The sequence below is a fragment of the Leucobacter sp. genome, from assembly GCF_053528595.1.
In genome coordinates, this window is record NZ_JAIVPF010000001.1 from 1 (window position 1) to 23309 (window position 23309).

Annotated in this window: 18 protein-coding genes; 11 read left to right on the plus strand and 7 right to left on the minus strand. The window is 70.8% G+C overall.

The window, feature by feature from the left end:
• Positions 1-20: 20 nt before the first annotated feature.
• The gene (gene sucB / locus ACWKZU_RS00005) at positions 21-1742 is read right to left on the minus strand and encodes a 2-oxoglutarate dehydrogenase, E2 component, dihydrolipoamide succinyltransferase (protein WP_449280340.1); all 1722 of its coding nucleotides are present in this window, start codon (positions 1740-1742) and stop codon (positions 21-23) included.
• 42 nt (positions 1743-1784) lie between these two features.
• Entirely contained in the window at positions 1785-3158 is a 1374-nt protein-coding gene (gene lpdA, locus ACWKZU_RS00010; RefSeq protein ID WP_449280341.1) for a dihydrolipoyl dehydrogenase, read from the minus strand.
• A gap of 183 nt (positions 3159-3341) precedes the next feature.
• Between lpdA and ACWKZU_RS00015 the strand changes: the two genes are divergently transcribed.
• Together ACWKZU_RS00015 and ACWKZU_RS00020 are read left to right on the plus strand one after the other, a co-directional pair.
• A complete protein-coding gene (locus ACWKZU_RS00015) occupies positions 3342-4274 on the plus strand; it encodes a proteasome assembly chaperone family protein (RefSeq protein WP_449280342.1) in 933 nt (310 codons plus the stop codon).
• 197 nt (positions 4275-4471) lie between these two features.
• A complete protein-coding gene (locus tag ACWKZU_RS00020; protein ID WP_449280343.1) occupies positions 4472-5731 on the plus strand; it encodes an RNA polymerase sigma factor in 1260 nt (419 codons plus the stop codon).
• Between the two features lie 249 nt (positions 5732-5980).
• On the opposite strand, the gene ACWKZU_RS00025 is transcribed toward ACWKZU_RS00020, so the two are convergent.
• On the minus strand, positions 5981-6202 hold the full coding sequence (locus ACWKZU_RS00025) for a DUF7455 domain-containing protein (protein ID WP_449280360.1): 222 nt from the start codon (positions 6200-6202) through the stop codon (positions 5981-5983).
• A gap of 201 nt (positions 6203-6403) precedes the next feature.
• On the opposite strand from ACWKZU_RS00025, the gene ACWKZU_RS00030 reads away from it, so the two are divergent.
• Complete coding sequence (locus ACWKZU_RS00030) at positions 6404-8497, plus strand: DNA gyrase/topoisomerase IV subunit B (RefSeq protein WP_449280344.1); 2094 nt, start codon at positions 6404-6406, stop codon at positions 8495-8497.
• Positions 8498-8680: 183 nt separating this feature from the next.
• A complete protein-coding gene (locus ACWKZU_RS00035) occupies positions 8681-9556 on the plus strand; it encodes an EamA family transporter (protein ID WP_449280345.1) in 876 nt (291 codons plus the stop codon).
• 27 nt (positions 9557-9583) lie between these two features.
• Here the strand turns inward: ACWKZU_RS00035 and ACWKZU_RS00040 are convergent, their stop codons facing one another.
• A complete protein-coding gene (locus ACWKZU_RS00040) occupies positions 9584-9946 on the minus strand; it encodes a DoxX family protein (RefSeq protein ID WP_449280346.1) in 363 nt (120 codons plus the stop codon).
• A gap of 263 nt (positions 9947-10209) precedes the next feature.
• Positions 10210-12651 (minus strand): DNA gyrase/topoisomerase IV subunit A, encoded by a 2442-nt coding sequence (locus ACWKZU_RS00045; RefSeq protein WP_449280361.1) that lies wholly within the window; start codon positions 12649-12651, stop codon positions 10210-10212.
• 76 nt (positions 12652-12727) lie between these two features.
• Here ACWKZU_RS00045 and ACWKZU_RS00050 point away from each other — a divergent pair, with 76 nt between their 5' ends.
• A complete protein-coding gene (locus ACWKZU_RS00050; RefSeq protein WP_449280347.1) occupies positions 12728-13933 on the plus strand; it encodes an alkaline phosphatase family protein in 1206 nt (401 codons plus the stop codon).
• A 53-nt stretch (positions 13934-13986) separates the two neighbouring features.
• Here the strand turns inward: ACWKZU_RS00050 and sepH are convergent, their stop codons facing one another.
• Positions 13987-15189, minus strand: coding sequence for a septation protein SepH (gene sepH, locus ACWKZU_RS00055; protein WP_449280348.1), 1203 nt, complete (start codon positions 15187-15189; stop codon positions 13987-13989).
• A gap of 212 nt (positions 15190-15401) precedes the next feature.
• On the opposite strand from sepH, the gene ACWKZU_RS00060 reads away from it, so the two are divergent.
• A complete protein-coding gene (locus tag ACWKZU_RS00060) occupies positions 15402-15692 on the plus strand; it encodes a DUF4193 domain-containing protein (protein ID WP_449280349.1) in 291 nt (96 codons plus the stop codon).
• 104 nt (positions 15693-15796) lie between these two features.
• Here ACWKZU_RS00060 and ACWKZU_RS00065 read toward each other — a convergent pair whose 3' ends face one another.
• Positions 15797-16276 carry a DUF3093 domain-containing protein gene (locus ACWKZU_RS00065; protein WP_449280350.1) on the minus strand — a complete coding sequence of 160 codons (480 nt, stop codon included), beginning with the start codon at positions 16274-16276 and terminating at the stop codon, positions 15797-15799.
• 90 nt (positions 16277-16366) lie between these two features.
• On the opposite strand from ACWKZU_RS00065, the gene dut reads away from it, so the two are divergent.
• From dut to dxs, 5 genes are all read left to right on the plus strand, one after another.
• Complete coding sequence (dut, locus tag ACWKZU_RS00070; protein WP_449280351.1) at positions 16367-16804, plus strand: dUTP diphosphatase; 438 nt, start codon at positions 16367-16369, stop codon at positions 16802-16804.
• An 84-nt stretch (positions 16805-16888) separates the two neighbouring features.
• The gene (locus ACWKZU_RS00075) at positions 16889-17557 is read left to right on the plus strand and encodes a DUF3710 domain-containing protein (RefSeq protein WP_449280352.1); all 669 of its coding nucleotides are present in this window, start codon (positions 16889-16891) and stop codon (positions 17555-17557) included.
• Positions 17554-18453, plus strand: a complete 900-nt coding sequence (locus ACWKZU_RS00080; RefSeq protein ID WP_449280353.1) for a DUF3159 domain-containing protein — start codon at positions 17554-17556, stop codon at positions 18451-18453. Before ACWKZU_RS00075 ends, ACWKZU_RS00080 begins: the two co-directional genes overlap by 4 nt.
• Positions 18454-18579: 126 nt before the next feature.
• Positions 18580-21267, plus strand: a complete 2688-nt coding sequence (acnA, locus tag ACWKZU_RS00085) for an aconitate hydratase AcnA (RefSeq protein WP_449280354.1) — start codon at positions 18580-18582, stop codon at positions 21265-21267.
• Positions 21268-21381: 114 nt separating this feature from the next.
• Complete coding sequence (gene dxs, locus ACWKZU_RS00090) at positions 21382-23307, plus strand: 1-deoxy-D-xylulose-5-phosphate synthase (RefSeq protein ID WP_449280355.1); 1926 nt, start codon at positions 21382-21384, stop codon at positions 23305-23307.
• Positions 23308-23309: the final 2 nt, after the last annotated feature.

Here is a 23309-nt window from a genome sequence, read left to right on the forward strand (position 1 = left end):
AGCACCGCTCGGATCCCGGATCAGATCCCGAGGTTCGCCGCGAAGTCTCCGGCCTCGAGGCGCTGACGCACCTGACCGAGGAAGCGAGCCGCGTCGGCGCCGTCGATGATGCGGTGATCGTACGAGAGCGCGAGGTAGACGGTCGACCGCACCGCGATCGCGTCTCCCTCGGGGCCCGAGATCACCGCGGGCTTCTTCACGACCGCACCCGTTCCCAGGATCGCGCTCTGCGGCAGGAACACGAGCGGGGTGTCGAAGAGCGCCCCGCGCGAGCCGGTGTTGGTCAGCGTGAAGGTGCCGCCCGCGAGCTCGTCCGGCTTGAGCTGGTTGTCGCGCGTGCGAGCCGCGAGGTCGGCGATCTCGCCGGCGATCTGGGCGATGTTCTTCTCACCCGCGTCCCGGAGCACCGGGGTGAGCAGGCCCTTCTCCGTGTCGACGGCGATGCTGATGTTCTCCGTCGCGGGGTAGACGATCGAGTCGCCCTCGACGGTCGCGTTGATGATCGGGTAGCTGCGCAGCGCCTCAGCCGCAGCCAGGGCGAAGAACGGCATGAAGGAGAGCTTCGAACCGGTCTTGGCGAGGAACTCGTCCTTCTTCGCCTGGCGCAGCCGGGCGACGCGCGTGACGTCGACCTCGACCACCGTGGTGAGCTGAGCGGTGCTCTGCAGCGACGCCACGGCGCGCTCGGCGATCACCTTGCGCAGCCGGCTCATCTTCTGCGTCGTACCGCGGAGCGGCGACACCTCGACCTCGACGGGAGCGGCCGGCGCCGCAGCCGGTGCGGCGGGCGCCGGTGCAGCGCTCTGCGCCGCGGCCAGCACGTCCTCCTTGCGGATGCGGCCGCCGACGCCCGTGCCGGTCACCGTGCTCAGGTCGACGCCCGAGTCGTTCGCGAGCTTGCGCACGATGGGCGTGACGTAGCCGGCCGCGTTCGCGGGCGCGGAATCCGCCTGAGCGGGTTCGGCGGGTGCCGGTGCAGCGGGCTGCGCGGCGGGCTCCGGTGCAGCGGGCTGCGCTGCGGGTGCCGGCTCCGGCTGGGCCTCCGGCTCGGCCGCGGGGGCGGGCTCGGCCGCGGGGGCGGGTTCGGCCGCGGGGGCGGCGGGTGCGCCGCCGCCGACGCGCGCGAGTGCTCCGCCGACCTCGACCGTCTCGTCCTCCTGCACCAGGATCTCCTGCAGCACGCCGGCGATGGGGGAGGGCACCTCGGTGTCGACCTTGTCGGTCGAGACCTCGAGCAGCGGCTCGTCCACCTCGACGGTGTCGCCCACGCTCTTCAGCCAGCGGGTCACCGTGCCCTCGGTGATGCTCTCGCCGAGCGAGGGGAGCACGATCTCCTGGCCGTCGCCACCGCCTGCGGGAGCGGCCGCCGGGGCCGGCTCAGCGGCGGGCGCGGGAGCGGCGGGCGCCTCGGCCGCGGGGGCCGGCTCAGCCGGGGGAGCGGGTGCCTCCGCCTGCGGTTCGGGCGCGGCCTCGGCCGGAGCCGCGGGGGCCGCGGACGCACTGCTGCCATCGCCCACGCGGGCGAGGACGGCGCCGACCTCGGCGGTCTCATCCTCCTGCACCAGGATCTCCTCGAGCACTCCCGCCACCGGGGAGGGGATCTCGGTGTCGACCTTGTCGGTCGAGACCTCGAGCAGCGGCTCGTCCACCTCGACGGTATCGCCGACGTTCTTCAGCCAGCGGGTCACCGTCCCCTCGGTCACGCTCTCACCCAGTGCGGGGAGGACCACCGATTCACTCATCGTGCATTCTCCGTTCGTTGCTTCAATGTCTGTGGGCCGCTGTCAGACGGCGTGCAGCGGCTTGCCCGCGAGCTTCAGCATGGCCTCGCCGATGGTCTCGTTCTGGGTGGGGTGGCCGGGGATGAACGGCGCCACGTCCTCCGGGTACGCCTCCCAGTTGACGATGAGCTGCGCCTCGCCGACCAGCTCGCTCACGCGCGCGCCGATCATGTGCACGCCCACCACGGGGCCGTCGTTCACCCGCACGGCCTTCACCGTGCCGGAGGTGCCGAGGATCGAGCTCTTCGCGTTGCCCGCGAGGTTGTACTCGTAGCTCGTCACGTTCTCGGCGCCGTACTGCTCCTTGGCCTTCGCCTCGGTGAGACCGACGGAGGCGATCTCGGGGTCGCAGTAGGTGACCTTGGGGATGTTCACGTCCTGCACCACGACGGGGTTCAGGCCCGCGATCTCCTCGGCCACGAAGATGCCCTGCTGGTAGCCGCGGTGGGCCAGCTGCAGGCCCGGCACGATGTCGCCGACGGCGTAGACGCCCGGCACGTTGGTCGCGAGGCGCTCGTTCGCGAGCACGAAGCCGCGGTCCATCTCGATCCCGACCTCCTCGAAGCCGAGCCCCTGCGTGGCCGGCCCGCGGCCGACCGCGACCAGGAGGTAGTCGGCGGAGACGGTCGTGCCGTCCTCGAGGGTGACGACGACGCCGTCCGCGTCCTGCGAGACGGACTGGAAGCGCACGCCCAGCTTGAAGGCGATGCCGCGCTTCTTGAAGGCCCGCTCCAGCTGCTTCGAGACGGACTCCTCCTCGTTGGGGACGAGGTGGGGCAGGCCCTCGACGATGGTGACCTCGGCGCCGAAGGAGCGCCACACGCTCGCGAACTCGACGCCGATCACGCCGCCGCCGAGGATCGCGACGCGCTTCGGCACCTCCTGCAGCTCGAGCGCCTGTTCGCTGGTGATCACGCGCCCGCCGATCTCCAGGCCGGGCAGCGAACGCGAGTACGAGCCGGTCGCGAGCACGACGTGCTTGCCGATGATGCGGTCGTCGCCCACCTGCACGGTGGTGGGGGAGACGAGCTTGCCCTCGCCCGCGATCACCGTGATCCCGTTGGCCTTGAGCAGGCCCTGCAGGCCCTTGTGCTTGCCCGCGATGAGGTTCTCGCGGTAGCTGTTGACCTTTGCGGCGTCGATGCCCGCGACGCTGGAGAGGATGCCGTAGGCCTCGCCCTCGCGGGCCACGTCGGCGATCTCCGCCGCGTGCAGCAGCGCCTTGGTCGGCACGCACCCGCGGTGGAGGCAGGTGCCGCCGAGCTTGTCCTTCTCGATGACGGCGGCGCTGAATCCCAGCTGCGTCGCACGGATCGCCGCAGCGTATCCGGCGCTTCCGCCACCCAGTACGACGATGTCAAACTGCTGATCGGCCAAGTGGGATCTCCCTCGGTGTATTCGCAACGGTGTCGGCGGTCCGTAATGGTCGTCGGACGCACTGCGTCCAGCCTACACCCGAGGGTATGACGGAGATCCGCCACGCGGGGGCGGCGGCGCGGGTTCGCTGAGGGCGTGACCGGATCCGGTCCCAACGCGTCCCGAGCTTCATAGGATGGAAGGGTGACGGATTCCATCTTCTCGGCAGAGTACGCGGAGCGCCGCGCGCGGGTACCGCGCGGGCTGCCGCTCGTCGTGGTGATGCAGGGGCTCAGCGACGCGGGCGGGGCGGTGGAGCAGCTTGAGGAGTACTTCTGGGAGCGCTCCCGTCCCGAGGAGATCCTGCGCTTCAACGCCGACCTCCTGCTCGACTACCGCGCCAGGCGCCCCGTGATCACCTTCGACGAGGACCACCTGGTCGACTACTCGCCCGAGGAGCTGACGCTGTGCCTCGCGCACGACGAGCTCGGCGCCCCCTTCCTGCTGCTCAGCGGCTACGAGCCCGACTTCCGCTGGGACCAGTTCATCGATGCCGTGCTGCTGCTCGTGCACGAGTTCGAGGTGTCGGTCACGGTGTGGACGCACGCGATCCCGATGCCGGTGCCGCACACCCGCCCCATCTCCATGACCGTGAGCGGATCCCGCGACGATCTCATCGAGGCGCGCTCCGTGTGGCGTCCCACCACGAAGCTCTCGGCGTCGGCCGGTCACGTGCTCGAGTACCGGCTGCACAGCCTGGGGGAGGAGGTCGTGGGCCTCGCGCTGCTCATCCCCCACTACCTCGCGAACACCGAGTACCCGGAGGCGCTGCACACCTCGCTCGACGGCATCATGGCGGCGACCGGCCTCATCCTGCCGACGGACGAGGTGCGCGAGCAGTCGCGCAGATTCCACGCGCAGGTCGACACGCAGATCGCCGAGAACGAGGAGTCCCTCGAGATGGTGCGCACGCTCGAGCGGCGGTACGACGCCTACATGGAGGATCAGAACGTGCGCTCCCCGCTGATCGGCGAGGACGGCTCGATCCCCACGGCCGACCAGCTCGCGAGCGAGCTCGAGCGGTTCCTGGCGGAGCGGCAAGGCGAGGCGAACGACGCCGAACCCGGCGAGGGCTGAGCCGCCTCCGCGCGCAGAGGCGGGGTGTCAGGAAGGCGCCGCGCGACGTGCAATAATTGATGATCTAGCCCATTCAATCCGAGTGGTCGCCCGCGCCGCGGGAATAATTCGGACTTGACATGGGTTTTCATGCTGTGAGCACCCGTTGGCCGGACCGGCTGCGGCCGACGGGCGATCCGAGACAGAGAGGCGGCTGCGTGGCAACTGCATCCACGACCAAGACTCGCGCCACTTCCGCGAAAGCGGCGAAGCAGGCTGACGAAGCCACTGCGGCTGAGACCACCGAGGAGACCGCAGCGGCTTCGAAGAAGCCTGCCGCGAAGAAGAAGAAGAAGACCGCGGCGAAGAAGCCCGCGACCAAGCGCGCCGCGAAGAAGGACCTCGTCGACGAGGCCGTGAACGAGGACGCGGAGCTCGAGGAGCACGTCGAGGCTCCCGAGGAGGAGAAGAAGGCGTCGACCGCCGATGAGCCGCTGCCCACCGGCGCGATCGTGCTCAAGGCCTCCGACGAGGAGGACGTGCCCACCGTCACCACCGCGATCCCCGGCGCCACCGCCGACCCGGTGAAGGACTACCTGAAGCAGATCGGCAAGGTCGCACTGCTCAACGCGGCCGAAGAGGTCGAGCTGGCGATGCGCATCGAGGCCGGCCTGTTCGCCGAGGAGAAGCTCGCGACCGAGAAGGGCCTGCCCAAGAAGCTCGAGCGCGAGCTGAAGTGGGTGGCCCGCGACGGCCAGCGCGCCAAGAGCCACCTGCTCGGCGCCAACCTGCGACTCGTCGTGTCGCTCGCGAAGCGCTACACGGGCCGCGGCATGCAGTTCCTCGACCTCATCCAGGAGGGCAACCTCGGCCTCATCCGCGCGGTCGAGAAGTTCGACTACACCAAGGGCTTCAAGTTCTCGACCTACGCGACGTGGTGGATCCGCCAGGCGATCACCCGCGCCATGGCCGATCAGGCCCGCACCATCCGCATCCCGGTGCACATGGTCGAGGTCATCAACAAGCTGGCCCGCGTGCAGCGGCAGATGCTGCAGGACCTGGGCCGCGAGCCCACTCCCGAGGAGCTGAGCCGCGAGCTCGACATGACCCCCGAGAAGGTCATCGAGGTGCAGAAGTACGGCCGCGAGCCGATCTCGCTGCACACTCCGCTCGGCGAGGACGGCGACAGCGAGTTCGGCGATCTCATCGAGGACACCGAGGCGGTCGTTCCGGCCGACGCGGTGGGCTTCACGATGCTGCAGCAGCAGCTCGAGCAGCTGCTCGACTCGCTCTCCGAGCGCGAGGCCGGCGTGATCCGCATGCGCTTCGGCCTGGGCGACGGCATGCCGAAGACCCTCGATCAGATCGGCGACACCTTCGGGGTGACGCGCGAGCGCATCCGCCAGATCGAGTCGAAGACCATGGCGAAGCTGCGCCACCCGAGCCGCAGCCAGCAGCTGCGCGACTACCTGGAGTAGGCCGGGCGCGGAAGCGTGCAGGAGCCCCGGGCGCTGCCCGGGGCTCCTGCTGTATATGTGCTGCTGCGTGTGGTCGTGATCCCGCCCCCGTCATCCTGCGCGCAGACGCGGGATCCATGCGCGACGGGCCGATGGGAGCAGCGGATCACGGGAAGAGCCCCCGGTCTCTGCGACCGGGGGCTCTTCCGCTGCTGTGCTCTGGATCCTGCGACTCGACGTGCTCGCGCAGGATGATCGCCTTCGCCTCGCTCAGGCGTTCAGCTTGTGGCTCTCGTCGTGCCACACCTCCGCCAGCGGGCGGAGCTTCGGCTCGTGCTTGTGCGCGTGGTGCGCGCAGAACAGCAGTTCGCTGCCGTTCAGCATGACCCGGACATAGGCCTGTGCGCCGCAGCTGTCGCAGCGGTCGAGCGCGGTGAGCGGGCGATCCGCAGCTTCGACCTCTTCGGCGCGATCCTGCTCGAGCGTCGTCATGGCGTCCTCCCGTTCCTCGGTTTCCAGTGGGTACACCTCTATCCAAGCACGCCGCGGGCGGTTTTCCTCGCAGCGGGCGCTCGGGTTCGCTGAACGCGTATCCGCGCCGACGCGCGTTCCCCACTCGCCGGGCCCGTGCGCGCCCGATGTCGGCGGTCTGCCCTAGGGTAGATGCGTCATCGAACAGAGGAGACCCCGACAGTGCCAGATTCGAGCTATTCCGCACGGCATCTCACCGTTCTCGAGGGGCTCGAAGCGGTGCGCAAGCGGCCGGGCATGTACATCGGCACGACCGACTCGCGCGGTCTCATGCACTGCCTCTGGGAGATCATCGACAACTCGGTCGACGAGGCCCTCGCGGGCTTCGGCGACGCGATCGGGATCACGCTGCACGACGACGGCAGCGTGACCGTCTCCGACAACGGGCGCGGCATCCCGGTCGACATCGAGCCGAAGAGCGGACTCTCGGGCGTGGAGCTGGTGTTCACCAAGCTGCACGCCGGCGGCAAGTTCGGCGGCGGCGGCTACGCCTCGTCGGGCGGTCTGCACGGCGTGGGGGCCTCGGTGGTCAACGCCCTCTCGTCGCGGCTCGACGTCGAGGTCGACCGCGACGGCAAGACCTGGGCGATGTCCTTCCGGCACGGCGAGCCGGGGATCTTCTCGGGCGACGGCCCGGACAGTCCGTTCAGCCCCTTCGAGGAGTCCTCCGAGCTGCGTGTGGTCGGCAAGGTGAAGAAGGGCGTCACCGGGACCCGGGTGCGGTACTGGGCCGATCCGCAGATCTTCCTGTCGACGGCGCGATTCGAACCGGACTCCCTCGTCGCGCGCGCGCGCCAGACCGCCTTCCTCGTGCCGGGACTCGAGATCGAGATCACCGACCGCCGACCCGAGTCGGTCGGAGAGTCCGGCGAGCCGCCCGTGCACCGCTTCGCCTACGAGGGCGGCATCTCGGAGTTCGTGGACTTCCTGGCCGTCGACGCGCCGCTCACCGAGACCTGGCGGGTCACCGACGGCGGTACCTTCACCGAGACGGTGCCCGTGATGGACGAGCAGACGGGGCACCTGGTCTCGCGGGAGGTCGAGCGCCGCTGCGAGGTCGACATCGCGCTGCGCTGGGGCACGGGGTATGACACCGAGATCCAGAGCTTCGTCAACATCATCGCGACGCCCAAGGGCGGCACGCACCTCAGCGGCTTCGAGCAGGGCCTCACCAAGTTCTTCCGCAAGCAGATCGAGCAGAACGCGCGCAAGCTGAAGGCGGGCAGCGACAAGCCCGACAAGGACGACATCCTCACCGGGCTGACCGCCGTGGTGACGGTGCGGGTGCCCGAGCCTCAGTTCGAGGGGCAGACCAAGGAGGTGCTCGGCACCGCCGCGGTGCGTGCGATCGTGTCGCGCGCGATCGTCACGGGGCTGACCGAGCGCTACGAGTCGACGAAGAAGCACGACCGCACCCAGACGGGCGCGCTGCTCGAGAAGATGGTCTCGGAGATGAAGGCGCGCATCGCGCTGCGGGCCCAGCGCGACACCGCCCGGCGCAAGAGCTCGCTCGAGAGCTCCTCGCTCCCGGCGAAGCTCATCGACTGCCGCTCGAAGGACGTGGCGGAGACCGAGCTGTTCATCGTGGAGGGCGACAGCGCGCTCGGCACCGCGCGGCCGGCGCGCGACAGCGAGTTCCAGGCACTGCTGCCGATCCGCGGCAAGATCCTGAACGTGCAGAAGGCCTCGGTCGCCGAGATGCTCGGCAACGCCGAGTGCGGCGCCATCATCAAGGTGATCGGCGCGGGATCGGGTCGCGACTTCGAGCTCGAGTCGGCGCGCTACGGCAAAGTGATCCTGATGAGCGATGCCGACGTCGACGGAGCGCACATCCGCACCCTGCTGCTCACGCTCTTCTTCCGCTATATGCGCCCGATGCTGGAGGCCGGCCGCGTCTACGCCGCCGTGCCGCCGCTGCACCGGGTGATCGTGCAGAACTCCGGACGCAAGCCGAACGACGTCGTCTACACCTACAGCGAGAAGGAGCTGCAGGGGCTGCTGGCCGACTTGCGGCGGCGGGGCAAGAAGTACCAGGAGCCGATCCAGCGCTACAAGGGACTCGGCGAGATGGACGCGGATCAGCTCGCGGAGACCACCATGGATCGCGAGCACCGCACGCTGCGGCGGGTGCGGGTCGAGGACGCGCACGCGGCCTCGCAGGTGTTCGAGCTGCTCATGGGCAACGAGGTCGCCCCCCGCAAGGAGTTCATCATCGACAACGCCGACGATCTGGATCGCGAGCGCATCGACGCGTAGCCGCACCACGCGGCCGCGGCTCTTGATAGGCTGGATCCCGACAGCGCCTAGGGTTCCGGGGACTCGCTCCCGTCTGGTCCGAGCGGCGCCACGGCGGATCCCACGACCGTCGTCATCTGACAGGACAAAAGCCCGGAGGAACCTCGCCCGTCGCGCCGATCGCGGCGGGCAGAAGGTTCTGCCATGCCCGTCCTCGCCGTCACCCTCGCGCTGGCCGCCGCTGTCGCCCACGCCGCCTGGAACATCGTCGCCCACGGATCGAGCCGCTCCGGGGTGCCCTTCCTCTGGTGGGGCGCGGTGCTCAGCGCGGGGATCTGGGCGTTCGCGGTCCCGCTGACCGGTGGGATCGGGCGGGCCGACATCGCGGGCCTGCTCGTGGGCATCGCGGTGTCGGGCGCGCTCCACGTCGTCTACATGCTCGTGCTGCAGCGGGGATACGCCAGCGGAGACCTCTCGACGGTCTACGCGACGGCGCGCGGCACCGGCCCGCTGCTGACGGTGCTGATCGCGATGGGGCTGCTGGGGGAGAGGCCGGGTCTGCTCGCGCTGCTGGGGGTAGCGCTGGTCGTGGGCGGTGTGGTCGCGTTCGGGATCATCGGGAGAGCCCCGGTGCGCCAGGGTGTGCGCGGGGCGGATCCCGCCCTCGTCTACGGACTGCTGACCGGTGCCGCCATCGCCGTCTACACGGTTTGGGACGCGTACGTGGTGACCGGCATCGGGGTGGCCCCCGTGGCGTTCATGGTGGGCTGCTGCGCGGTGGAGGTGCTGTTCTTCACCGCGCTGCTGCTCCGGAGAGGCGGGACGGCGGTGCGGCTGCGCGGCGAGCTGCGCCGCGACTGGCGCCGGCTGCTCGCCTTCGGCGTGCTCTCGCCGCTCTCGTACGTGCTCGCCCTCACCGCGGTGACGATGGCGCCGGTCTCGCTCGTCGCCCCGGTGCGGGAGGCCAGCGTGGTGCTCGTGGGGCTCTACGGGGTGATCCGGCACCGGGAGAGCCGGCCGGTGCTGCGCGTGGCGGCCGCAGCGGTCGTGGTGCTCGGTGTGCTGCTCATCGGCTTGTGAGGCGGCGGGACGCGACTCGGGGTCGTGTCAGCCCGGGAGGTGGCTCAGCAGCAGCGCGCCGGCCGACAGCACGAGCATTCCGAGGCAGTTCACCCAGAACGCCGTGCCGAAGAACCGCGCTCGCACGTGGGCGGCCGCCGCGCACACGAAGTAGCCGACGACCCCGACGTTCGCGGCGAAGCCCACACCCGGCAGCCAGATGCCGGCGACGAGGCCCGCGGCCGCGAACAGCTTGATGACGATCAGGGTCCACCACCAGTCCCGGGGGAATCCGACCCCGTTCAGGCAGTCCCGGACGAACGCGGGCGGGCGGAGGGAGAGCACGGCGTCGCCGAAGACGATCGCGGCGAGCAGCGCCTGCGGCCACCAGGGATCGGGGAGCAGGATCATGTCGTTCCCTCCGCTCGGATGCCGCCGGTGGACGACGGCGAGTACCGGACGGACCCGCTCACCGGGCGTGCGCCTCAAGCTATCACGCGATCGAGCGGGCTGCGATCCTCCGTTCAACCGTTCGATCGATGCCGTCGCCCGCCGTCGCGGGTAGCGTGCAGGGCATCACCGTTCGATCGTCGGAGGAGACCCGGTGGATTCACGCACCCGCCCCCGCGGCGCTCGCTGCGCGGCGGCCCTGTCGCTCGCGCTCGCCGCGCGGGTCAGGGCGCGGCGCCGATGTAGGCGGCTGCGCCGTCGATGGGCTGTCCCGATCCGTCGCGCTTGCCGAGCTCGGTCGGCAGCTTGCGCGCCGCGCCGTCGGCCGCGAGGGCGCGCGGCTCGCCCGTGCCCACCCAGGCGCACGCGATCTGGTCCTCCCACTTGAGGAAGCGCTGGGCGCGTACGCCGCCGGTCGCCCGGCCCTTGGCGGGGAACTCGGCCCAGTCCGACACCTTCGCGGTGGCGACATCCGTGCCCGGGAGCGTGATGGAGCTGTCGGCCACGGTGACCACACGTGCCTCGACGCCCTCGGGGATCGCTCCGGCGAACACGACGCTCGCCTCGGCGGAGAGCCGGATTCCCGCCATGCCTCCGGCGGGCCGTCCCTGCGGACGCACCGAGGAGGCGGGGAAGCGCAGCAGCTGGGCATCGCTCGTGACCACCGCGAACTCGGCGTCGTCGGGAGCCGGGAACGCGCCGACCAGGCGATCCCCGGGCTTCAGGCCGATGAGTTCGAAGGACGGCTTCGCCGGCAGATCGGTGAGCACCACGCGCTTCACGGTGCCCTGCGCGGTGAAGAGGCCGATCGGGATCTCGGAGCCGGCGGCGGCCTCGCCGTCGCCGAGGGCCACGATCCCGACCACCCGGAGCCTCTTGTCGGCGATGCCGAGATAGTCGGTGAGCTTGACACCGGCCGAGAAGGCGATCGATGCCGCCGGGACGAGTGGCAGGTCGACCGGTGTGAAGCGGTGCAGGGTGCCATCGCTGAGGACCGCCCCGAGCTCGCCCCGCACGGTGCCGTCGGCGCTCGAGGAGACCGCGCCGTGCTTGGTGGCGCGGGACGCGGAGCGGGGCGACTCGGCCGCTTCGGGATCCCGGTCGACCCGGAGCGCCCGTCCGGTCGCCGACAGCAGCACCGTGCAGGGCGTGTCGGCCACCTGCAGCGCGTCGGCGGAGGATGGCGCGCGCGACGGCCGGGCGACGGCGCCGGTCAGCACGGTGCGGCGCGGGGTGCCGAAGGCCTCGGCCGCCTGGTCCAGCTCGGTCGACACGACCTCGCGCAGCCGTTCGGGGCTGCCGAGGATCTCGAGGAGCTCCTCGATCTCCGCGCGCAGCTGATCGCGCTCGGCCTCGAGCTCGACGCGGGAGAACTTGGTGAGCCGGCGCAGGCGCAGCTCGAGGATGTACTCGGCCTGCGCCTCGGAGAGGTCGAACACCTGCATGAGGCGCGTGCGCGCCGTCTCGGCGTCGTCGCTCGTGCGGATGAGCTGGATCACCTCGTCGATGTCGAGGATCGCGATGAGCAGGCCCTCGACGAGGTGCAGCCGTTCGCGCCGCTTGCGCAGCCGGAACTCGGAGCGGCGCGTGATGACGGCGAGGCGGTGATCGAGGAAGACGCGCAGCATCTCGCGCAGCCCGAGGGTCTGCGGCTGCCCCTGCACGAGCGCCACCGAGTTGATGCTGAACGAGTCCTCCAGCGGCGTGTAGCGGTAGAGCTGCTCGAGCACGGCCTCGGGGGAGAACCCCGTCTTGAGGCTGATGACGAGGCGGAGCCCGTTCTTGCGGTCGGTGAGGTCGGCGACGTCGGAGATGCCGGAGAGCTTCTTCGCCTCGACGCCCTGCTTGATCTTCTCGATCACCCGCTCCGGCCCCACGAGGTGCGGGAGCTCGGTGACGATGAGCCCCGTGCGCCGCGGGCCGAGCGGCTCCACGGAGACCTTCGCCCGGGTGCGGAAGGCGCCGCGGCCGGTGCGATAGGCGTCCTTCACCCCGTCGAGACCGACGATGATGCCGCCGCCCGGCAGGTCGGGCCCCGGGATGAACTCCATGAGCTCGTCGACCGTGGCCTCGGGGTGGTGGAGCAGGTGCTTGGCGCCGTCGACGACCTCGATGAGGTTGTGGGGGGCGAGATTCGTCGCCATGCCGACCGCGATGCCGCTCGCGCCGTTCACCAGCAGGTTGGGCACCGCCGAGGGCAGCACATCGGGCTGCATGATCTGGTTGTCGTAGTTCGGGACGAAGTCGACCACGTCCTCGTCGAGCGACTCCGTCATGGCGAGCGCGGCGCCGGCGAGCCGGGCCTCCGTGTATCGGGAGGCCGCGGGGCCGTCGTCGAGCGAGCCGAAGTTGCCGTGGCCGTCGACCAGCGGCAGCCGCATCGCGAAGCCCTGCGCCATGCGCACGAGGGCGTCGTAGATCGACGCGTCGCCGTGCGGGTGCAGCTTGCCCATGACCTCGCCCACCACGCGGGCCGACTTGACGTGGCCCTTCTCCGGGCGCAGGCCCATGTCCTGCATCATGAAGAGGATGCGGCGCTGCACGGGCTTCAGCCCGTCGCGGGCATCGGGCAGGGCGCGGGAGTAGATCACCGAGTAGGCGTACTCGAGGAACGATCCCTCCATCTCCTGCGAGATGTCGATGTCCTCGATGCGCTCGCCGGCCATCTCGTGCGCGGCGCGAGCGCTCGGGGATGCGGCGTTGTCGGGGGAGGCGCTGGGTGCGTCGGTCATAATGGAGTTCATGCTACCGACGACCGCCGACAACGGTGCGAGGCTTGCCGCGATTCTGCCAAGCGGGCTCGCGACGGTCGCCCGCGGGCTCGGATCCGAGCTGCCCGAGGAGCTCGCCTTCGCGGCGACGAGCGGGATCGCCGATCGCCTGCCCGCCGCGCGATCGTTCGTGATGGTGGTGGTCGACGGGCTCGGCCACGCCAACCTCGCCGCGGCGAAGGGTCATGCCCCGGCGCTCGCGCGGCTGCAGCGGCGGCGCATCGAGACCGTCGCGCCGTCGACCACCGGCGCCGCCCTCACCACGCTCACCACGGGCGCCCTGCCCGGCGAGCACGGGCTCATCGGCTACCGCATCAGGCACCCGCGGCTGGGGCTCGTCACCACGCTCAAGGACTGGCAGGGCATCGAGGATCGGGCCGCCTGGCAGCGCGCCGAGCCGCTGTTCGGGCTCGCCGAGCGGCTGGGGGCGAGGCCCGTGGCGATCGGGCGGCCCGCGCACGCGGTCGGCGGCCTGACGGAAGCGATCCTCACCGGGGCCGAGTACCACCCGGGGCAGCGCATCGAGGACCGCTTCGAGGTCGCCTCGCGCCTGCTGCGCTCGGGGGATCCATTGGTCGCGTACCTCTACATCGACGAGCTGGACAAGGCCGCCCACGATCGGGGGTGGCAGAGCGCCGCCTGGCTGCGGCGGCTCGAGCAGCTGGACGCCTCCCTCGACGGGTTCCTGCGCACGCTGCCGGGCGATACCGGCGTGGTGGTCACCGCCGACCACGGCATGGTCGACGTGCAGTCGCATCAGCAGGTGATGCTCGACGCGGATCCCGGGTTGCTGGAGGACGTCGCGGATGTCGGGGGCGAGCCCCGCTTCCGGTCGCTGTACCTGCGCGAGGGGGCCGACGCCGGGGCTGTAGCCGCGCGGTGGGCGGAGACGGAGGGATCCCGGGCCTCGGTGGTGACGCGCGACCAGGCGATCTCGTCCGGTTGCTTCGGTCCCGTGGCGCCGGAGGTGGCGCCCCGCCTCGGCGACGTGCTCATCGCCGCGCGCAAGCAGGTCGCCTACTACCGGAGCACGGACGACCCCCGCGCGCTGGCCATGGTGGGGCAGCACGGCTCGTTCAGCGAGGACGAGCGCGGTGTGCCGCTGGCGCTCGCGGGAGCGCTCGCGGGCAGCGGCTTCGCATCGGCCGTGGCCGAAGCGGCGGCGCTCCGCGGTTGACGAGGCCTCCGTCGGTCGAGCGAGGCGCAGTCGACGGAGGCGAAGCGCAGGGTCTAGGCGGGATCCTCGTCGCTGCGGGTGCCGAAGAGGATGTCGTCCCAGCTCGGGATCGAGGCGCGGCCCTTGCGGCCGGAGCGCTCCTGCGGCTCGCGGTCGGCGGACTGCGTTCCCCCGTCGCGGTTCTCGGGGCGCGGCGCGGGCACCGGAGTCGGCCTGGGCGGAGCGGTGTCCTCTCCGTCGGAGTTCTTCCCGGAGCCGTCGGAGTTGCCGGAGGACACGCCGGCCCCCTGCCAGATGCTCCGCGCCCGCGGAGCCGTCTCCTCCGCCTCCGGGGCGGCCGTGGGTACCGCGGAGGGCGCGGCCGGCGGGGCATCGACCCCGCGGCCGGCCGGGTGCCGTTCGGCGGCGCCCCGATCGCGGTCGCGCTCCCCGCGCCGCTTCCGCAGCGCGTCGAGCAGATCCGCCGTCTGACTCAGATCCGCGGGCTGCTGCTCGCCGGTCTTGATGGCGCGCTGGTCGATCTCGCGGCGTCGCTCGTACTCGGCGTTGGTGTCGGAGAGCGCCGGCGGCGTATCGTCCTGCGCCTCCGCGGGCGCTTCGTCCTCGATCTCGAGGGGCAGCTGCGAGGTGTCGAACGCGCCGGAGTCGAAGCGGCCCGACTGCTCGGCGTTGTCGACCGCTCGCAGCTTGGGGATGAGGCGATCGCCGACGTCGCCGAGCTTGGAGAGGTTGACCGCGTCGGGGTTCACGGGGGAGAGGGTGCCCTTGCGGTGCTCGAACGACCACACCGCTCGGTGCGCGACGTCGTGCGAGATGAACTCGAGGCTCACCATCCAGCCCGTCTCCTCGTCGCGCCAGGACTCCCACTCGCTGGTGTCGGCGCCGAGCGCGATGAGCCGTTCGGCGATCACGGCGCCGAAGCGCTGATCGGCGTCGTCATCGGCATCGGTGCGCACCGCGACGGCGTGCGCGCGCTCGAGGATGTACCGCCGTTCGGCCAGCACCGGCTCAGCGTACCGCTCGATGTCGGCCTCGTCGAGATCCATCTCCTTGGCGACCTGGGCGCGGGATCTGCCGGCCCGGATGAGGGCCTGGATCTCCCGCGGGCGCACGCGGGCCGTGTCCCGCTCGCGCCGGCTGAGGTGCCGGAGTTCGCTCAGCACCGCATCGTCGACGACCAGGCGGAACTCCTCCTCGGCGTCGTTCGCCACAATCAGCGACCGGTCATCGCGTCGCACAAAGCGCAGTTCGTCCATCGGCGCATCCCTTTCGTGATTCGCGAACCAGGCTCGCACAGCACAGGGTAATCCCGCGGTATTGACTCGGCGCGTGCGAAAGTTCGCGGTGCGGCGCTACGCGCTCAGAGAACTCGCAGTCGCAGAGTTTGCGTCCGACGCGCATCGTAAGGCAGACTATGGCCGCTCGCAGGTTGGAGGTGCCGTCGCACGGCACGGGAATGCAGGAGAGAATGGCCACCGATTACGACGCCCCGCGCAAGTCCGAAGAAGATGCCGAGTCGATCGAGGCGCTGAAGGAACGCGGCCCCGCGAAGGGTGTTTCGGGACTCGACTCGGAAGACGCCGACAACCCCAGCATGTTCATCGGGGGCTCGGACCTGTCCGACGTGGAGCTCGACGTCGTCGTGCTCCCGCAGCAGGACGACGAGTTCACCTGCGTCAACTGCTTCCTCGTGCGGCACCGCTCCCAGATCGATCACGAGACCGAGCTCGGGCCCGTCTGCGCCGAGTGTTCTCACTGAAACGCGGCTCGAACTCCGAATGAAACGCGTCTGCGTTTCATATTCGAGCCGGTGCGGCCACTGCCGCAGGCGTTTCAGACAGCCAGTACCGGCGCTCCGCTCGCTCAGCGACCGGGCGCCCGCGCCGCCTCGATCGCGTCGGCGAGGCGACGGGGGTGCCGGGTGGTGAGGATCCAGACGGGCGCGGGATCCGCGGGGTCGATGTTCTCGATGCGCAGGCCGCTGTGGATCCAGCCCCGCACGAGCAGGAAGCTGCGCGCATCGAGGCCGGGGCCGATCGCGGCGCGCAGCGCCTCCGAGCCGAGGAGCTCGATCTCTCCCAGCTGATCGACCGGGATCGTGGCGCGGTCGGCGACGAGGCGCCCCTCGACCAGGCTGATGGTCGGGCTGAGCAGGAGCAGCGTCGCCGATGCGATCAGGTAGACGATCACACCGGTCGGCAGGGCGATCGCCGCGTTGACGGGCGTCAGCACGAGGGCGACCGCCGGGATGACGAGGAGCAGGGCGACGAAGAGGCCCGGTCCCGGAATGAGTCGTTCGCGATAGCTGCGCGTGGATACGTCGGGGGAGGTCGCTCCGGTCATGCCTCCATTATCCTCCTCGGATGCGTGGGGTTCGCCGAGAGCCGTCCGCGGACGCAGCCCGATCGACGCTCGATCCGATAACCTGTCCGGGTGACCGATGTCGTAGAGATCCCCATCCGAGCCGAGAATCCGCCGCGCTACGCGCACGCCGACGACGCCGGCGCCGACCTGCGCGCCGCCGAGGCGGTCGAGATCGCCCCGGGCGAGCGGGCGCTCATCGGCACGGGCGTCTCGATCGCGCTGCCGGAGGGGTACGCCGCCTTCGTGGTGCCGCGCAGCGGGCTCGCGGCGAAGCACGGCATCACGGTGCTCAACACGCCCGGCACCGTCGACGCGGGGTATCGCGGCGAGGTCAAGGTGACGCTGCTGAACACCGACCGCGAGCGCAGCTTCCGGGTGGAACCGGGCGACCGGATCGCGCAGGTGATCCTCATGCCCGTCTCACGAGCGGTGTTCGTGCCGGTGGCGGAGCTCCCCGAGAGCGATCGCGGTGCGGGCGGCTTCGGGTCGACCGGCGTGCGGGGCTGATCCGGAACGGATTCGGGTCGCGCGCACGCGCGGCCGCTACAGGGCCTCCGGAGCGGGGCCGCGGACAAGGAGTATGAGAGCAAGATGAGCGAAGCAGAGCAGCGCGGGGCCGACGAGGTCGAGCTGCGCGAGGAGGCGATCCCCGAGCTCGACGACTCGAAGTCGGCTCCCGAGGACCGCGCCGAGGCCGGCCCCTTCGACGCGAGCGAGGTGCCGGCGATGCGTCCCTACGTCGATCTGGGCGGCATCAAGGTGGCCCCGCGAGAGGGGCTGCAGCTGCGCCTCGAGGTCGACGAGCGCGCGAACCGCGTGGTGGCGGTGTCGCTCGAGTACGCCGATTCCCTGCTGCAGGTGCAGGCCTTCGCGGCCCCCAAGACGACCGGTCTGTGGAACGGCGTCCGGGGCGAGCTGAGCCAGCAGATGGCGGGGCAGGGCGCGACGATCGCGGAGGAGGCCGGTCCGCTCGGCCCCGAGCTGCTCGTGCGGAGCCAGGCCCCGGCCGAGCAGGGCGGCGGCGCCCGGGTCGTGCGCTTCATCGCGGTCGACGGCCCGCGCTGGATGCTGCGCGGAGTGATCATGGGCAAGGCCGCGGTCGACGCCGCCGCGCGGGAGTCGGTCATCGATCTCTTCCGAGAGCTCGTGGTGGTGCGCGGCGAGCAGCCGATGCCGCCGAGCGAGCTGCTGCCGCTGAAGGTGCCCGCGGGTGTGCAGGCGCAGCGCCAGGCCCCTCAGGGCGGGGCCCAGCAGGCGTGAACGGCCTCCAATCGGAGGGGCCGGAGCGCTCGGATGAGCCCGGGCGCTCGGATGAGCCCGGGCGCTCGGAGGCGTCCGAGCCGTCGGGCGGATCGCAGGATCTCGATGCGCCGCAGGAGTCCGGCCCGGAGGCCCGGGGGTCGGAGCCGCGCCGAGCCGGGCTCGGTCGTGTGGTCGAGGCCGGTCTCCACGGCGAGGCGGTGTCCGCCCGCGGACTGCTGGAGGCGATCGGCGGCTGGCGGGGGATCGCGGAGACGCTCCTGCCCGCGACCGTCTACCTCACCCTCTTCGTCTTCACCCGCGACGCGCGGATCTCGGCGATCGCGCCGCTCGTGCTGGCCGCGCTGGCCTTCGCCTGGCGGCTGATCCGGCGCGAGCCGATGCAGGCCGCGCTGTCGGGGCTGCTCGGCGTGGTCATCTGCGTCGGGGTGACCCTGTTCACGGGCCGCGGTGAGGACTACTACCTGCCGGGGTTCTGGATCAACGGCGCCTGGATCGCCGCGCACACGATCTCGCTGCTCGTCGGGTGGCCGCTCATCGGCCTGCTGCTCGGCTTCCTGCGCAGCTCGCTGACCGAGTGGCGGAAGGAGCCGCTGCTGCGCCGCGCTGCGCGGCTGTGCACGCTGCTCTGGATCGCGGCGTTCGCCGCCCGCCTGATCGTGCAGCTGCCGCTCTACTTCGCCGCGCAGGGCGGCGACACCGCCGCGACCGATGCGCTCGGGCTCGCGCGCCTGCTCATGGGGGTGCCGCTCTTCGCGCTGGCGGCGATCCTGACCTGGCTCGTGCTCAGCCGCGTGTCCGCCACGCTCGACGCGGCGCGCGGCGATGAGGCTTCATCTGATGATTCCGGTGCGGGATCCGTTGAAAACACTGGGAAAGGCGCGGCGTCCGAGTGACAATGAAGGGGTCGACTTCGGTGTAGAATTATCTCGACATCGAGAGACTTTAGCTCGGCCGAGCCTGTTCGGCCGGCGAACAACAGCCGCCGGGGAGCCCCGTCGGCAGACATACGGAGGAGCCTCATGGGAGCCGTCAACAGCTTCGACGCGAAGAGCACCCTCGCCGTCGGCGAGCAGGAGTACGAGATCTACCGGATCGATCGGGTGCCCGGCCACGAGCGCCTGCCGTACAGCCTGAAGGTGCTGCTGGAGAACCTGCTCCGCACCGAGGACGGCGCCAACGTGACGCAGGCGCACATCGAGGCGCTCGGCGGCTGGGACCCGGCGGCCGAGCCCGACACCGAGATCCAATTCACCCCCGCCCGCGTGATCATGCAGGACTTCACGGGTGTGCCCTGCGTGGTCGACCTCGCGACGATGCGCGAGGCCGTGGTCGATCTCGGCGGCAGCCCCGACAAGATCAACCCGCTGGCTCCGGCCGAGATGGTCATCGACCACTCGGTCATCTCGGACGTCTACGGAACCCCGGGCGCCGCGGCCCGCAACGTCGAGATCGAGTATCAGCGCAACGGCGAGCGGTACCAGTTCCTGCGCTGGGGCCAGGGCGCCTTCGACGAGTTCAAGGTCGTGCCCCCGGGCACGGGCATCGTGCACCAGGTCAACATCGAGTACCTGGCCCGCGTCACCTTCACCCGCAACGTGGACGGTGCGCTGCAGGCCTACCCCGACACCTGCGTCGGCACCGACTCCCACACCACCATGGAGAACGGCCTCGGCGTGCTCGGGTGGGGCGTCGGCGGCATCGAGGCCGAGGCGGCCATGCTCGGCCAGCCGATCTCCATGCTCATCCCGCGCGTCGTCGGCTTCAAGCTCTCGGGCCAGATCCCGGCCGGCGTCACCGCGACCGACGTGGTGCTCACCATCACCCAGATGCTGCGCAAGCACGGGGTCGTGGGCAAGTTCGTCGAGTTCTACGGCGAGGGTGTCGGATCGGTGCCGCTCGCGAACCGCGCCACCATCGGCAACATGAGCCCCGAGTTCGGGTCGACCGCGGCGATGTTCCCCGTCGACGACGTCACCCTCGACTACCTGCGCCTCACCGGCCGCAGCGAGGAGCAGATCGACCTCATCCGCGCCTACACGCAGGCGCAGGGCATGTGGCACGATCCCGCCCGCGAGCCCGAGTTCAGCGAGTACCTCGAGCTCGACCTCGGCAGCGTCGTCTCCTCGATCGCCGGTCCGAAGCGTCCGCAGGACCGCATCGAGCTGTCGCGCTCGAAGGACCAGTTCGAGCTCGACCTCAAGAACTACGCCCAGGCGGCCAACCCGGCGAAGGTCAAGGACGAGCAGGGCCGGGAGTTCGTGATCGACCACGGCGCGGTGACCCTCGCCTCGATCACCTCCTGCACCAACACCTCGAACCCGTCGGTGATGCTCGCCGCGGGCGTGCTCGCGCGCAACGCGGCGGCGAAGGGGCTCAAGGCGAAGCCGTGGGTCAAGACCACGCTCGCCCCCGGGTCGAAGGTCGTCACCGACTACTACGAGAAGTCGGGTCTCAAGCACGACCTCGAGAAGCTCGGCTTCTACACGGTGGGTTACGGATGCGTCACCTGCATCGGCAACTCGGGCCCCCTGAACGAGGAGATCTCGCAGGCGGTCAACGAGAACGACCTCGCGGTCACCGCGGTGCTCTCGGGCAACCGCAACTTCGAGGGCCGCATCAACCCCGACATCAAGATGAACTACCTCGCGAGCCCGCCGCTCGTGATCGCGTACTCGCTCGCCGGCACCATGGACTTCGACTTCGAGACCCAGGCGCTCGGGCAGGACGAGGACGGCAACGACGTCTTCCTGCGCGACATCTGGCCGGACCCCGTCGAGGTGCAGAAGATCGCCGACGACTCGATCGACTCCGATATGTTCAAGTCGAAGTACGCGACCGTCTTCGACGGCGACGAGCACTGGACCTCGCTGCCCACGCCGGACGGCAACACCTTCGCCTGGGACGAGAAGTCGACCTACGTGCGCAAGGCGCCCTACTTCGACGGCATGCAGGCCGAGCCCTCGCCCGTCACCGATATCAGGGGAGCGCGGGTGCTCCTGAAGCTCGGCGATTCGGTCACCACCGACCACATCAGCCCGGCGGGCAGCTTCAAGGCCGAGACCCCGGCCGGTCAGTACCTCGTGGCCAACGGCATCGCGCCGAAGGACTTCAACACCTACGGCTCGCGCCGCGGCAACCACGAGGTCATGATCCGCGGCACCTTCGCGAACATCCGCATCCGCAACCAGCTCCTCGCGGCCGAGAACGACGGCAAGGGTGTCGAGGGCGGCTTCACCCGCGACTTCACGCAGGAGGGCGGCCCGCAGGCCTACGTCTACGACGCGTCGCAGAACTACCAGGCGGCTGACATCCCGCTGGTGGTGCTCGGCGGCAAGGAGTACGGCTCCGGGTCGTCGCGCGACTGGGCGGCGAAGGGCACGCGCCTGCTCGGCGTGAAGGCCGTCATCACTGAGAGCTTCGAGCGCATCCACCGCTCGAACCTCATCGGCATGGGCGTGCTGCCGCTGCAGTTCCCGCAGGGGCAGAGCGCCGACGACCTGGGGCTCGACGGCACCGAGACCTTCGACATCACCGGCGTCGAGCAGCTCAACGAGGGCGTCACCCCAAAGACGGTCGCGGTGATCGCGACCAAGGCCGACGGCTCGCAGGTGGCCTTCGACGCCGTGGTGCGCATCGACACCCCGGGCGAGGCGGACTACTACCGCAACGGCGGCATCCTGCAGTACGTGCTGCGCTCGCTGGTGTAAGCGCCGGCGCGGTCGGATCGGCAGCTGCGCGGAGGGCCCGGGGCTTCGGCTCCGGGCCCTCCGGCATGCCCGGGCGTCATGTCCGGGCCGCTGCGCGCGCAGTAGACTGACGGAATGCTTGAGGATATCGAGGGTCCGCGGGATCTGGACGCGCTGGATCCCGATGACCTGAGAACCCTCGCCGCCGAGATCCGCGAGTTCCTCATCGCGGAGGTCGCGAAGACCGGCGGGCACCTCGGCCCCAACCTCGGTGTCGTGGAGCTCACGATCGCCCTCCACCGCGTCTTCGACTCGCCCCGCGACCCGATCGTCTTCGACACGGGCCACCAGAGCTATGTGCACAAGCTGCTGACCGGCCGCAAGGACTTCGCCCGCCTGCGGCAGCGCGGGGGCCTCGCCGGCTACCCCCAGCGCGCCGAGTCGCCGCACGACGTCGTCGAGAGCTCCCACGCCTCGAGCTCCCTGAGCTGGGCCGACGGCATCTCGCGCGCCTTCGCCCGCCGCGCGGTCTCGGATTCCGAGCAGCGGGATCGCCACGTGGTGGCGGTGGTGGGAGACGGCGCCCTCACCGGCGGCATGACCTGGGAGGCGCTGAACAACATCACCGACGACAACAACCGCAACCTGGTGATCGTCGTCAACGACAACGGACGCTCCTACGCGCCCACGATCGGCGGCATGGCCCGCTTCCTCAACTCGGTGCGCACGACGGCGAGCTACCGCGACCTGCAGGAGGGGAGCGAGAAGCTCTTCTCGGCCTTCGGGTCACCCGGCCGCACGGTCTACCGTGCGGCTCGAGGGGCCATGCGCGGCATCGCCAGCCGCGCCTCGGGCAACCAGGACCTCTACTCCAACCTCGACATCAAGTACGTGGGTCCCGTCGACGGTCACGATCTGGAGGCCCTCGAGGAGGCGCTGCGCCAGGCGAAGGGCTATGGACGTCCGACGCTCGTGCACGTGATCACGGAGAAGGGCCGGGGCTACGCCCCGGCGGAGAACGACATCGCCGACCAGTTCCACTCGGTGGGCCGGATCGATCCGGGCAGCGGGGAGCCGATGCAGCCGTCGAACGGGCGCAGCTGGACCTCGGTGTTCCGCGAGCGGATCCTGGAACTCGCCGAGGCCGACGATCGCATCGTGGGCATCACCGCCGCGATGCTCGCCCCGACCGGACTCGACCTGCTCGCCGAACGACACCCCGAGCGCGTGTTCGACGTGGGCATCGCCGAGCAGCACGCCGCCACGAGCGCGGCGGGACTCGCCTACGGCGGGCTGCACCCGGTGGTGGCGATCTACGCGACCTTCATGAACCGGGCGTTCGACCAGTTGCTCATGGACGTGGCGCTGCACCGCGCAGGCGTCACCTTCGTGCTGGATCGGGCCGGGATCACCGGCCCGGACGGGGCGAGTCACAACGGGGTCTGGGATCTCGCCATGCTGCAGATCGTGCCGGGGATCCGGATCGCCGCCCCGCGCGACGAGGCCACGCTGCGGGAGCTGCTGGGCGAGGCCGTGGTCGTGTCCGACGGGCCCACGGTGATCCGCTACCCGAAGGGGGCCGCGGGCGGGGCGCTGCCCGCGCTGCGCCGCAGCCCCGACGGCGTCGACGTGCTGCGCGACGGCCGGGAGCGGGGTGCGACGGGCGACGTGCTCTTCGTGACCGTCGGCCCGATGGCCCGCGTCGCGCTCGAAGCGGCGGAGCTCCTCGCCGAGCAGGGCATCGGCGCCACGGTGATCGACCCGCGCTGGGTGGTGCCGATCGCCGGCTCGGTGGTCGAGCTCGCACGCTCCCACCGGCTCCTCATCAGCATCGAGGACGGGATCCGCGTGGGCGGGGTCGGCACGCGCATCCGGCAGGCGCTGCGCGACGCCGGCGTCGACACCGCCGTGAGCGAGCTCGGCACTCCCGACGCGTTCCCGGAGCACGCCTCGCGCGAGGAACTGCTCGAGCAGGCCGGTCTCACCGCCACGCGGATCGCGGCGGACGTCGCCGCGCAGGTGCGCGGCGAGCGCATCCCGGTCGCCCGCCCGGAGGGATGACC